This is a genomic window from Bacillus sp. FJAT-25509 (genome assembly GCF_001420605.1).
Lineage (GTDB): Bacteria > Bacillota > Bacilli > Bacillales > Bacillaceae_G > Gottfriedia.
Map to the genome: position 1 here is coordinate 188,370 of NZ_LJIZ01000003.1, position 12,930 is coordinate 201,299.

Sequence of the window (12,930 nt, forward strand, 5' to 3'; positions counted from 1 at the left end):
ATTTTAGTATGCAAACCTCATATCGTCATCGTTTAGAAAAACCAAAAAACAAGGATGTCATTTAGGCATATTGCACAAATATATGTGAGTAAATTTTGTCGAAGGAGTTGAAAAAAGATGTTGACAATAAAAAATCTATTAGAGATAAAAGCACTTGCTGGAATTAAAATTGTTGGAGGAGAAAAGGGCATTAATAACGTTATTTCTCTCGTTAATATTATGGAAAACCCTGATGCGTTTGACTGGTTGTCGTCGAATGAATTACTTCTATCAACTGGTTATATATTTAAAGATCAGGAAGAACTTCAAAATAAAATTATTAAAGAGTTATCAGAAATAAACTGTTCTGGGCTCATTATTAAAATGAAACGATACTTTGATCAAATTCCCCAAAATATGATTGATCAAGCAAATAAGTATGGTTTACCTCTTTTAGAGCTACCATTCGAATATACATTATCAAATGTAATATCGATTATTAATGAAAAAGCATCAGGTAGATATGATTTGTTGAATCGAAAAACGTTAGACATGCATAATACACTCTTTAGTATTGCGTTAGAAGGTGGAGGAATTAACAGAATTGCTTCTACATTGTCTGAAACTGTAAACAATCCAATTCTGATTGTAGACGAAAATTGGGATTTGATTCACTCCTCAGAACACAAAGATAATCCGATCTATTTAGACTATTGTCTTAATCTCGTAAAAGATCGCCAAGTGTTCCATAAAGAGTTTATCGATTCAATTCCGCATAGTATTAGTCAAATGAAAAAGCTAATAAAGCGGATCTATTATCTAGAGGATTTAGAAATTAAATGTAGAATCCTGCCTATTGGGGTTGCTAATGATATTTTTGGATATATCGTTGTTTGGCAAACTGTACATGAATTAACAGAATTTGACTATATTGCTTTAGAGCAGGCATCTACGATTATAGCACTTGAGATGATCAAGCAAAGAGAAATAGAAGGTGTGAAACAAAAAATTAGAAATGATTTCTTTGATGATTTATTAAATGGAAAAATAACATCAAAAGAATCGATTAAAACTCTTAGCGACTTACATGGACTAAATCCAAACTATATGTATTACTGTATGGTAATTAATATAGAATCTGATGAACTCACAAAAATTGAAGACATGGTTGACAGAAGATATAAACTAGAAAATACAGCAAGAAAATGTGTGGATCTTGTTTATGAGAATTCGAGTCTTACAAATGGAGAAATTACATGCTTTCATCGAAATAACCGAATCATTATTTTGATTGGACAAAGCGAATACAAACCTTCTATTTCCTTAAATGAAGCAAAATTATATGCTAATTCTATTCTGGAAGTCCTTCATAAAAACATTAACAAAACGACTTTTTTAATTGGAATAGGTCGCCAGTTTAAGACGATTAGTTCACTTCACAAAAGTTTTTCCGAAGCTCATGAAGCCATTAGACTAATGCAAAAATTTGATAAAAATGAAGGAATATCCCATTTTGAGGATTATGCTGTTTATCACTTTCTAGATTCAAATATAAAAGATTTGCAGTTAGAAAATTTTTTTATGAAATCACTGGGAAAGGTACTAGAACATGATAATCTTCACGAAACTGGTTATATTCAAACACTAGAAAACTATTTCAATCACAACCAAAATTTAAGTGAAACAGCAAAGGCAATGTTTTTGCATAGAAACACTCTTATTTACAGAATTGAAAAAATCAAGGAAATCTTAAATACAGATTTAAAGAATCCAGATGATTTGCTTCAAATACAGTTAGCTTTAAAAATTTATCAACTTTTACAAAAAAATCTTCCACATATTAACAATGACATATAATTTATTTTAAAACTTTTAGTTGGACGTGAACGTATGAAAAAAACAGTTATTTACAAAAAAAATGATCAATTTTCACTTAAGGCAGACTTTTATGAAACGAATCATGAAAACGCTCCTGTGGTTATTTATATCCATGGAGGCGGCCTTATTTGGGGAACGAGAGAAGACATTGCAAATGAAATGATACAGCTATACACAAGCAACGGGTTTTCGGTGTTTTCGATTGATTATAGGCTTGCACCGGAATCTAAACTACCAGACATACTTGAAGATATTCAAGATGCACTGCTTTGGATTGTAACTGAAGGACCAAATCATTTTTCGATCGATCCAAAAAAAATCGCTGTAATAGGAGGTTCTGCTGGTGGTTTTCTTGCCCTTTGCACTGGAACATTTAAACTTAAGCCGCGTGCAATCGTTTCCTTCTATGGGTATGGAGATATTAGTGCTAGTTGGGCGACAAATCCAAGCTCTCATTATTTGCAATATGATTTAGTTCCGAATGACATTGCTGCAATGCTTCAATCTAATAGGGTCATCTCAGAAGGTTCGATTGAAAAGCGCTTTTTAATCTATTTACATGCAAGACAACAAGGAGTTTGGGTTCAAAAATTAACAGCGGTTGATCTAAATACAAATAGAAATCAACTTCTTAATTTTTGTCCCATTAATCACATCACAAAAGATTACCCACCTACTTTATTTTTACACGGCACGAATGATAAAGATGTTCCGTACGAACAATCTGTATTCATGAGAGGTGCCCTTTTAAAAAATGGAGTGAAAACAAAGCTCATTACTATTCCAAACGGAGAACACGTATTTGAAAAAGATTTCCATCTCCCAATCGTTCAAGATGCATTAAAACAGATGATTGAATTTCTCAAACTGACTTTACTAGAAAAAGCTCAATAAGAGTCCTAAGTTTACTTTCGGGCATTAAAACGTAAAAAGGATGTCTCATTGTCAAAAAATTCGACTATGAGGCACCTCTTTTCTTTACTCATGCGATTGAAATTCCATAAGAACGGGCAATTTTCCCATTCGAAATTGGAGAATTTGCAATAATGACTGTTGTCCCTACGTTAACTTGTTCAAAAAGCCATTGGATTTCACTATTATGCATTCGAACACAGCCTGAACTTACTGATTGTCCAATTGAAGTTTCTTTATTGTTTCCGTGAATACCATATGCAGCACCAACGCTTAATCCTAGCCAGCGGTTACCAAGTGGATTCCTAGGATCGCCTCCAGGGATATTTCCCTTGTACCATGGGCGGTTTTTCACTTTGTTTGAGATTACAAATTTCCCAGTAGGTGTAGGTGTTGATGACTTACCTGTTGCAACAGTAAAGGTTTTTACAAGGTTACCATTACGATAGAAAGTTAGTTTATTCGTCTTTGAATTGATAATAATCAATTGGCCAGTTGATAACGATGGATTATTTTTAATCGTACTTACCTCTGGTGTAATATAATGTGATACGCGCAAAGTAAATGCTTTACTCTGATTGTTACTTTGATCCAAAACGATTACCTTGAGAATTGAATTTGCTTTTTGTTTACTAATTTTAACAGTGAACTTTCCAGTTGAGCTAACTGTATTATTAGCGATTAGATTTTCATTCATATATACTTTAACAGTTGCGAAAGGCTCAGATCTTCCTGTTACATTCTGTGATTGATCAGTTATAGTAGAAAGAGAAGTAATGGATGGTGCAATCGAATCTTTTACAATTACAGTAATTGGTTTACTTTTTATTCCTTCACTAACCCCAATGATGCTTATTTTAGTAAATTCTTTCAATGGTTTTATAGGATCATTAAATTCACCTTTATCATTTGTTATCACGGTATTAATTAATCTAGAATCTTCATATATTTCAACCTGACTATTCGAAAGAAATAACCCCTTTATAGTTGTTGATTGATTTGTTACTTGATCAATAGTTGGTGTCGGTAAATCTAAAATTGTGAAACTGATTTTTTTATCAGGCATTACTAGATTTTGATGATCAAATCTAATTGAATCAAGTTTATATTCCCCTCTTATAAATGAACTTGTAATCTTAATTTTTCCAGAAAAAGAGTTCTTAGATGTTTTTATTAAAGAAATATCTTTTCGATTTGTACCATTTAAAAATGATAATGAAACTTTTTCACCTCTTTTTTTCGTTGTTAAACCAATCTCAATTGTCTGACCATATGTAGACTTTGTCGTGCTTAAGTTCACATGATCTATATAATTAGAGAACTCATTATTGTTAAAATTAAGCTTAAATGTAGTGGCATTCGCTTTCGGTATGAGGATGAGAATTAATAACATTCCCAGAAGCATCCATATAATTTTGTTAGGCATTAGCTCTCTCCTTATTTATATTAAATTACTTAACTAAAAGCATTTTAAGATTCCAAAATTCACTTTTGTTAAGTGTAGAAACGTAAAATTTCAGCAATTTATATTTTCATGTATCACACTGCTGAAAACTTATATATGTATCATAGTTTTTAAATGTATCAATTTTTGTCATCGGTTGTTTCAAAGTTGTAAACATTTCGCTTTTGGCTTAAAAGAAAATTAAAAATAAAAAAGCCCAGAAAAGATTCTTGGCTTTTTTATTGACGTATTCTTTTTTGGGGGCATATGTAAAAAAGAAACATTATTAAGTCTTTTCTTTTTTTTACAAGTTACTTACTATAAATGGGATCGTGATTACTGTTATTAACATTAAAATCCAATTGTGTTTTTTAAGTTTATCTTCAAATTTTTGCATCTCATCTGCTGAAATTGTTTTAATGGGCTTCAATTAATCCGCCTTCTTTCTGTTTAATTAATATTTAAGGATAAAGTGATTATAATCTATTGATGTGAACTTAATGTGAATTTGTGATAATTTTTTTAATATTAATTTACTTCTTTTATCTGTTCCCACATAAAGAATGTGAGGAATGATAAAAAACCTGTTGCCTCTTTAGTGGGCATCAGGTTTTTTGATTCTATATAATGATCAATCTCTGACTAAATCATATTTTCTGGTTTTATCATTCGATCGAATTCTTCTTCCGATAAATAACCGGTTTTTAATGCAGCTTCTTTAAGTGTCAAATTTTCGTTATATGCTAACTTCGCTATTGTTGCTGCTTTTTCATAACCAATATGAGGATTTAATGCAGTTACGAGCATAAGTGATCGATTTAGATTTTGTTCAATCACTTCTATATTTGCTTCTATGCCTTTTGCACAATGATCGTCAAATGAACTGATTACGTCTGAAAGTAATTTAACTGACTGTAGAAAATTATAAATAATGACTGGTTTGAACACATTCAATTCAAAGTTTCCTTGACTAGCAGCAAAGCTTATTGTCACATCATTTCCCATAATTTGAGTTACAACCATTGTTAGCGCTTCAGATTGGGTTGGATTTACTTTTCCTGGCATAATTGAACTTCCAGGTTCGTTTGATGGAATAGTTATTTCACCTATACCACTTCTAGGACCGCTTGCCATCCAGCGGACATCATTCGCAATTTTCATTAAATCTGCCGCCAATGCTTTTAAAGCACCATGAGTATAAACGATTTCATCATGACTAGTTAATGCTTGGAATTTATTTTCAGCAGAAATAAAATGAATTCCAGTTAGCGAACTAATTTCCTCAGCCATCATCTTTCCAAAATCCGGATGAGCATTGATTCCTGTACCAACAGCAGTCCCACCAATAGCTAACTCTGCAATAAATTTCAAACTATCTACGATCATTTTTTCACTTTTTTCAAGCATACGATACCAACCACTTATTTCTTGACCTAGAGTTATTGGTGTTGCATCTTGCAAATGTGTTCGGCCTATTTTAATAATCTGTTTAAATTTATTCATCTTTTCATTAAATGTAATTTGTAAGTTTTTTAATGCAGGAAGCAACTGTTCATTTACTGCAAGTGCACTTGAAATATGCATTGCTGTAGGGAAGGTATCATTCGAACTTTGAGACATATTAACATCATCATTTGGATGAATATTTTCATTGTTTCCTTTTTCTGCTAAAAGCTCGTTCCCACGGTGAGCGATCACTTCATTAACATTCATATTTGTTTGTGTACCACTTCCCGTTTGCCAAACAACAAGTGGAAAATGATTGTCAAGCTTACCTTTTAATATGTCATCTGCGGCACCAATGATTGCATCTGCTTTTTCACTATCCAATTTTCCTAGTTTTTTATTTGTAATTGCTGCACTCTTTTTAATTAGAGCTAAAGCATAAATTAATTGAATAGGCATTTTTTCAGTACCAATTTTAAAATTCTCAAAACTTCGCTGCGTTTGAGCTCCCCATAGTTTATTTACGGGTACTTTTATTTCACCAATTGAATCTTTTTCAATTCGATAATCCAATTTTTTACCTCCTAGTTTATAATCAGTAAATCATATGTAAAAAGATGGATTCCAAGTAATCATTTTGACAATGGTTACAGTAATGTTATGTAAGAATCGAATGATTTTTACTATTATTCGAAAGTATTAAGATGTATAGTGACTTCAATTTTGAAATTTAGCTTTTAAATTTTAGTGAATTTAAAACTATAATTAACTATATAAATTATGTATTTCAAAATATAAGTAAAAGCTAATCGAAAAAATCTCGATTAGCTTACTCATATTTATTGATTTGCTTTTTTTACCATTTCAGCTATTGTAACTGTACGTTTTGCCTGATGTTTTACAGCGGCTTCTACATTCTCAATCATTTTTCCATCTTGACCAACAGTAACACTAGTTCCATATGGATTTCCACCTGCTCCAAATGTTACTGGATCTGTATATCCAGGAGTAGCTACAATTGCACCCCAATGATACATAGTTGTATAAATCGATAGAATTGTTGCTTCTTGGCCTCCATGAGGATTTTGAGCAGAAGTCATTGCACTAACCACTTTATTTACAAGTTTTCCATTAAACCATAGACCACCAGTTGTGTCTAAAAACTGTTTCATTTGTGCTGGCATACCACCAAATCGTGTAGGTACACTAAAAATAATTGCATCTGCCCATTCTAAATCTGCTAAAGTAACTTCCGGAACTTCCTTTGTAGCTTCTAAATGTCCTTTCCAAACCGGATTACCTTCGATCACTGATTGTGGGGCAAGTTCCGGTACTTTAAGCACCTTTACTTCTGCTCCAAGTTCTTTCGCTCCATCTTCAGCCCATTTTGAAAGCTGATAATTTGTTCCACCCATACTATAATAAATCACTGCTAATTTTACATTTGTCATCTTTTCCGTCTCCTTACCAAATAATTTGGATAAAAATCCCATTTAGTACACCACCTATTATTACTCTTTTTTATAATCTAGATTCATTTTTAAATAAAATATAATTAATTTGATTTATTTTTGTAAAATCAATGTTGCTACTGAGTTAAATTAGAATAAAAATGCATCTAAAGCATATTTACCAGGACCGATTAAAGCTATACCAATCGCAACTGATAGCAATGTTAAGTTGTATTCATATCCGTTAGCTGTTACCCATAAACCATTTCGCCCATGAACTTTAATAATTGCCATCACCATTGTTCCAGCAATCATGATTCCTGCAAGTGGCGTTAATAACCCTAAAGCCAACAATAATCCCCCAATTAATTCTGCTAAACCTGCGAAAAGTGCAACAACTACACCCGGTTTCATGCCAATTGATTCAAACCATCCTCCTGTACCTTTTAAACCATGACCACCGAACCAGCCAAATAATTTTTGAGCACCATGACCCACAAAAAGTAAACCGATTACTAAACGAATAATTAATAAACCAATATTTATCATATTAAAATCCTCCTATTTTTATCTCTAATTCGAGATATTATATTAAAAAAAATGATAGCTTAAACACATTATTACTTACTTTTTTAAGTTGCACTATCTTTAGCTCATCAGAATAAAAGAATCAAACAATTTTTGAGCAGACTCATCCTATATTCAATACAATCGCTTCAACTGTTAATGTCACATGTATTACACAAATGACTTTAAGAACAGTAATTCCTTATAATAAACCTCTTTGTCTTTATTATTTATGTGCACCTCCTGAAAATTATTTCGAATTAAAATATCTTGAATCTGAGATAATAATAATACGTATAAACTTGATTGTCAATATGATTAATCTAATTTGAATTATTTAAAATAATTTATTTTATGAAATGAACTCAAGTTTACCTATTTATAGGTTATCCTAATACAATGAACTGATACATATTAAGGAAATCGCTTTGTTCTCCCCTTTTCTATAAATAACTATTTTTGTACAAGTTTAGAGTGATCATTCTAGGTTCTTTCTAAAATTTTTTTGAATAAATCATTAATAGGTGTTGATTACTTGATGTTTTTAGTTTGATCGCTTAATGATACGTTTTTTGCCGGACGAATTACAATTAAAAGTAATGGGGGTAAATCGCGTTGAAAACAAGTGTATTTTACTACATGAAGGATAGTATAGTTCAATGACCTTTCAAATGTGGAGTCCATTCCATTTTTTATTTATGGCAAGTCCATTTCTATTTGTCACTTTGTTTTATTTTCTATTTAGGCGCTGTAACCATCAGACGTTACGTTTGATTGGGATGGGGTTCTCTTTTATTGGGATCGCTCTTTTAGTTGGTCGGAATATAGAAATTTATCACAAAATGAATCAGATCTCACCTGAAGAAATCCCATTACAAATTTGTCATTTCGCTAATTTTATTTTATTTTTTGCTTTTTTATTTGAAAGTGAATTGCTATTTTCAATTGCATTTTGTTTCAACTTTCCCGCTGCTTTAGTAAGCATAATATTTGCTAACGGTCTTTCAAACTATCATACTCTCCTTACATGGCAAGGAATGGCGTATCTTTGGGGGCATATGCTAATCGTAGGAATTGTTTTGTGGGCGTTCTTCAATAATATGGTTGTAATTAATTTGAAAATTTTGCGAAAAACAATGACGCTCATCATTGCATTGTACATTTTATTAATCTTTGTAAATAATTTGTTTATGAAATGGATGGAGCCTTTTACATCTAATTACTTTTATACAATCGCTCCTGAAAAAGGAACACCATTAGAATATTTTTACAATCTAGGTAAAGAAACAACAACTTTCGGACTTCACTATAACCTAGTGTATTTATTGCTCCTACTTCTAGTTGGGCTTTTTGTTGTTTTTTTCTTTTATTTAAACTATCTATTTTTGAATTTATTAAAAAACAGTAAAATGAAGAATCTTAATGAGCAGCATTATATGAAGTAGGCATAGAATTATGGTCTATTTAAAAAGCAAAAATTTTTGTTGTATTTTTTCACTAATATAAAGCCTCTTACTTATAAGAGGCTTTTAGACTGTTGATAAATAGAAACTACAATTTAACTTAAACGTACTTTTTCAATACAATGGCAGAATTATGACCACCGAAGCCGAATGAGTTTGAAATACCAATGTTTAATTCTTTTTTCCTTGGCCCTTTTGATACATAGTCTAAATCACAAACAGGATCTGGCTTGGTTAAGTTGATTGTAGGAGGAATAATCCCTTCTTGAAGACTTTTTACTAAAGCTATTGCCTCTACTCCTCCTGCTGCGCCAAGCATATGTCCTAGCATTGATTTGTTTGCTGTAACTGGAATATTATAAGCATGTTCGCCAAACAGTTTTTTTATTGCCAGCGTTTCAGAATGATCACCGAGTGGGGTACTTGTTGCATGTGCACTAATGACATCCACATCTTGTAATGCTATTTCCGCTCTATTTAAAGCATTTCTCATCGCTAAAAACGCTCCTCGACCTTCTGGGTGAGTTGCAACCATATGATATGCATCTGAACTTGCTCCATAACCAATTACCTCACATAAGATTGGCGCATTTCTATTTACTGCGTGTTCCAATGATTCTAACACTAAAACCCCCGCACCTTCACTCATTACAAATCCATCTCTATTGGCATCAAAAGGTCGACTTGATGAAGCAGGTTCTGTATTAGTTGATAATGCCTTAGCGTTTCCAAAACTAGCTAAAGATAATTGAGTTATAGCAGCTTCTGTACCACCCGCAAAAATAACATCTGCTTCTCCGTTACGAATTGTATTGAATGCTTCTCCAATTGATGAATTTCCTATAGAACATGCAGTTACTGGTGATAAAGATGGACCAAGTGCACCTAATCTTATACTTATTTGAGCTGCTGCCGCGTTTGATATCATCATCGGTACTAAACTTGGACTAACTCTCCCTGGTCCTCTCTCATTTAATAAATTTACATTTTCGATAAATGTATTAATCCCACCAATTCCGGATCCTACATATACTCCTAAACGTTCAAGGTCCATTTTTTCTAATTGTAATTGTGAACTTTCCAAAGCTTGTTCAGCGGCTGCTAAGGCAAATTGACAAAAACGATCTAATTTTCTTGCTTCCTTTCTTCCCCATCTTTCTTCAGCATCAAAGTCACGGACAATACCTGCTACTTTCGTTTTAATATTTGATACATCAATCGTATCAATCGTAGTGATACCTGATTTTCCGTTAATTAAGTTATTCCAAACTGTATCTACATCATTTCCTAGAGGAGAGATAACACCCATACCTGTAATAACAATTCTTCTCATCATAAGATCTCCAATCGTTTTTTCTTTATTTTAACGTGTATTTATCCTATTACAAGTTGTAGTTTATCCTAGTATAATTTATACTACGTTCAGAAAGGAGTTATGAAATGAATCGAGAAACACGACTTGAAGCACTGTCAGAATTTCTAAAAACTCAGCGTTCAAAATTAAATCCGCAAATGGTAGGATTACCAGTTGGAACTCGCAGAAGAACCCCTGGTCTTCGTAGAGAAGAGGTTGCCGGGTTAGCAGGAGTAAGTACCACATGGTATACATGGCTAGAACAAGGAAGAGATATAACAGTATCTAATTCCGTATTAGACGCCATTTCTGATGCATTACAATTAAATAAAGATGAACGAAATTATTTATATGCACTTGCATTACCTGAAGCTGAAAAACGCTCATTTTCAAATGAAGAAGATACAGCCATTAGTCCAGCTTTGACTAAAATATTAAATGAGCTTCGGAACTGTCCGATCATTATTTCAGATCGAAGGTGCCATATTGTTGGTTGGAATCCAGCAGCTGCTCACGTATTTTTAGATTTCGAACAAATTCCAAAAGAGGAACGAAATCTTATACAATTGCTCTTCTCCAGAAAAGAATTTAAAAGTTTAGCAGTGAATTGGGAGCATTTTGTGAAAGGCTTTTTAGCAATTTTCCGCACTTATTACGGACAATATGTAGGGGATCAATGGTACACTTCCTTTATTAATGAAATGGAACAAAATTTCCCAGAATTTCATGAACTCTGGAATGAGAGCGAAGTAAGTTCGGCGCCAGATGTATTAATTGAGTTTCGACACGCAAAAGCAGGAAAAATGCTTTTTAACTTAACATCCTTACAAGTCCAAGGAAACATTGATTTAAGATGTAGTGTTTATACTCCTGTTGAAGATACAAATACAGAATCTAAATTAAGAAAAATGATGGGTAATGAGTAGATTTTTAATGTACAAGAGTTTTGGAGATTTCCAATGTCTTTTTTACTTACACATGAAGCTCTTATGAGTCACTTTATTTCGTATTTTTGCTTTTTTACTTACTCATGAAGCTCTTATGAGTTACTACTTTTAAATTTTTTGCCTTTTTACTTACTTATAAAGGCCTTATGAGTCACTTTATTTCATCATTTGCCTTGTCACTACAAATCAGTTTTAAAAAAATAGTAATAAAGATCATATAAAAACAAAAAAAAAGGGTAACTAATTTTAGTCACCCTTTTGCTTTAATATGCATTCATTTGATCTGGAGTTCCGTATTCTGCTTTACGACGAAGAACAACAATTGCTCTTTCAGTTTTACCATTAAAATCAGCAAGTCCTTTTTGGCCAATACCTTTTTCAACTTTTGGATAGAAATCTTTTTTGGATTCCTTTTTAGCATCATTTAAGTTTATATACCTAGTCATACAGAAACACCTCCAAAAAGTTCGTTTATTGTTTTCATTAATCTTTTATTTCTTCCTAATAGGAAGTCTTTTTCATCTTCAGTTAGATCGATTGCTTCATACTCTTCACTTGAAAAAGTGACAGTTAGTACCATACTATTTTCAATAGGATAGCATATTAAGTATGTATTGTAAAATTCACTTTTTTTAATAAAAATAATTTCGCTATTTAGATAACTATCGATCACAAAGATTCGATCATCAACAATATCTTCATTGACATCAAAATAATAAAAATCGATTCTGGATTTTTTACCAGCAACATGTTTTAAACCGTCAGACCCTTCTACTTTCCATACACCTACATCAGCAATTTCATAACCTTCGGGTACACTATGCGCCCTTTTCAAATTATCTGATAAGAAGATCGCAACTTTATTTCGGTCTGATTTTAAAAGTTCTAATGTTAGAAGTGTACTAAATTTAGCAACAACTTCACTTTCTTTTTTTTGTACGATTAAATCATCAATTTTATTTTGAAGATCAGGAAATATGCCTTTTTCTCTAATCTTTCTCTTTATTTTAATACAAGCTCCAGCCACTTCTTGAACTATATCCTTATCATCACGTATATCATATTTTAATGAATTAAGACCGGTTAAATCCGAAAGCAAATGGTAGTTTAGCGGTTCTATAGAGTTTTTATGTACTATGCCTTTAGTATCGTTTGGCATAATGTAAAAAACCCGTCCTCTTTTTAAACGCCCCCAAAAAAGTCCCATCTCAAACATTGTATTATCTCTTGTTGCTAAATATTTCTCATTTCGAATTTCCATAATATCGTCTGGAGTAAATATGAATACTGCAAAGTCATTTGTATCTAGTTGCTTTTCTAAATCATCCATTGTGTACTCTAGTTCTTCAAAAGCATTCATCCACATTGTGACTTCCGTATCTCTTTTTAGTCCTTCAAATACGGCTTCAACATACTGAATAGCTTCAGCTGAAGAACCAATAAACACTCTTGGTTTCCTCACCATAAATACTAGATCCTCCACTTTTCA

The 12,930-nt window shown here is 32.3% G+C and carries 11 protein-coding genes; 4 read left to right on the plus strand and 7 right to left on the minus strand.

Annotated features, from left to right (window positions below):
• The first annotated feature begins 117 nt into the window (after positions 1 to 117).
• Entirely contained in the window at positions 118 to 1,836 is a 1,719-nt protein-coding gene (locus AN960_RS01295; protein WP_056465708.1) for a PucR family transcriptional regulator, read from the plus strand.
• A gap of 33 nt (positions 1,837 to 1,869) precedes the next feature.
• Positions 1,870 to 2,751, plus strand: a complete 882-nt coding sequence (locus AN960_RS01300; RefSeq protein ID WP_056465710.1) for an alpha/beta hydrolase — start codon at positions 1,870 to 1,872, stop codon at positions 2,749 to 2,751.
• An 88-nt stretch (positions 2,752 to 2,839) separates the two neighbouring features.
• Here the strand turns inward: AN960_RS01300 and AN960_RS24960 are convergent, their stop codons facing one another.
• From AN960_RS24960 to AN960_RS01320, 4 genes are all read right to left on the minus strand, one after another.
• A complete protein-coding gene (locus AN960_RS24960; RefSeq protein WP_056465712.1) occupies positions 2,840 to 4,195 on the minus strand; it encodes a L,D-transpeptidase family protein in 1,356 nt (451 codons plus the stop codon).
• Positions 4,196 to 4,855: 660 nt separating this feature from the next.
• Complete coding sequence (fumC, locus tag AN960_RS01310) at positions 4,856 to 6,232, minus strand: class II fumarate hydratase (protein ID WP_056465714.1); 1,377 nt, start codon at positions 6,230 to 6,232, stop codon at positions 4,856 to 4,858.
• A 266-nt stretch (positions 6,233 to 6,498) separates the two neighbouring features.
• Entirely contained in the window at positions 6,499 to 7,152 is a 654-nt protein-coding gene (wrbA, locus tag AN960_RS01315) for an NAD(P)H:quinone oxidoreductase (RefSeq protein ID WP_056465716.1), read from the minus strand.
• A 108-nt stretch (positions 7,153 to 7,260) separates the two neighbouring features.
• Entirely contained in the window at positions 7,261 to 7,659 is a 399-nt protein-coding gene (locus tag AN960_RS01320) for a DoxX family protein (RefSeq protein ID WP_056465717.1), read from the minus strand.
• 677 nt (positions 7,660 to 8,336) lie between these two features.
• Here AN960_RS01320 and AN960_RS01325 point away from each other — a divergent pair.
• A complete protein-coding gene (locus AN960_RS01325; RefSeq protein WP_056465720.1) occupies positions 8,337 to 9,122 on the plus strand; it encodes a TMEM164 family acyltransferase in 786 nt (261 codons plus the stop codon).
• A 118-nt stretch (positions 9,123 to 9,240) separates the two neighbouring features.
• Here the strand turns inward: AN960_RS01325 and fabF are convergent, their stop codons facing one another.
• Positions 9,241 to 10,473, minus strand: coding sequence for a beta-ketoacyl-ACP synthase II (gene fabF / locus AN960_RS01330; protein WP_056465722.1), 1,233 nt, complete (start codon positions 10,471 to 10,473; stop codon positions 9,241 to 9,243).
• 107 nt (positions 10,474 to 10,580) lie between these two features.
• On the opposite strand from fabF, the gene AN960_RS01335 reads away from it, so the two are divergent.
• On the plus strand, positions 10,581 to 11,420 hold the full coding sequence (locus tag AN960_RS01335; protein ID WP_056465724.1) for a helix-turn-helix transcriptional regulator: 840 nt from the start codon (positions 10,581 to 10,583) through the stop codon (positions 11,418 to 11,420).
• A 284-nt stretch (positions 11,421 to 11,704) separates the two neighbouring features.
• On the opposite strand, the gene AN960_RS01340 is transcribed toward AN960_RS01335, so the two are convergent.
• Together AN960_RS01340 and AN960_RS01345 are read right to left on the minus strand one after the other, a co-directional pair.
• Positions 11,705 to 11,887, minus strand: a complete 183-nt coding sequence (locus AN960_RS01340) for a hypothetical protein (protein ID WP_056465726.1) — start codon at positions 11,885 to 11,887, stop codon at positions 11,705 to 11,707.
• Entirely contained in the window at positions 11,884 to 12,906 is a 1,023-nt protein-coding gene (locus AN960_RS01345) for a TIR domain-containing protein (protein WP_056465728.1), read from the minus strand. The genes AN960_RS01340 and AN960_RS01345 overlap by 4 nt, the downstream gene beginning before the upstream one ends.
• Positions 12,907 to 12,930: the final 24 nt, after the last annotated feature.

Excerpts from the sequence above, each read along its gene's own strand:
- AN960_RS01295 (WP_056465708.1), top strand. The coding sequence starts at position 118 with ATGTTGACAATAAAAAATCTATTAGAGATAAAAGCACTTGCTGGAATT.
- AN960_RS01300 (WP_056465710.1), top strand. The coding sequence starts at position 1,870 with ATGAAAAAAACAGTTATTTACAAAAAAAATGATCAATTTTCACTTAAG.
- AN960_RS24960 (WP_056465712.1), bottom strand. The coding sequence starts at position 4,195 with ATGCCTAACAAAATTATATGGATGCTTCTGGGAATGTTATTAATTCTC.
- wrbA (WP_056465716.1), bottom strand. The coding sequence starts at position 7,152 with ATGGGATTTTTATCCAAATTATTTGGTAAGGAGACGGAAAAGATGACA.
- AN960_RS01320 (WP_056465717.1), bottom strand. The coding sequence starts at position 7,659 with ATGATAAATATTGGTTTATTAATTATTCGTTTAGTAATCGGTTTACTT.
- AN960_RS01325 (WP_056465720.1), top strand. The coding sequence starts at position 8,337 with ATGACCTTTCAAATGTGGAGTCCATTCCATTTTTTATTTATGGCAAGT.
- fabF (WP_056465722.1), bottom strand. The coding sequence starts at position 10,473 with ATGAGAAGAATTGTTATTACAGGTATGGGTGTTATCTCTCCTCTAGGA.
- AN960_RS01335 (WP_056465724.1), top strand. The coding sequence starts at position 10,581 with ATGAATCGAGAAACACGACTTGAAGCACTGTCAGAATTTCTAAAAACT.
- AN960_RS01340 (WP_056465726.1), bottom strand. The coding sequence starts at position 11,887 with ATGACTAGGTATATAAACTTAAATGATGCTAAAAAGGAATCCAAAAAA.
- AN960_RS01345 (WP_056465728.1), bottom strand. The coding sequence starts at position 12,906 with ATGGTGAGGAAACCAAGAGTGTTTATTGGTTCTTCAGCTGAAGCTATT.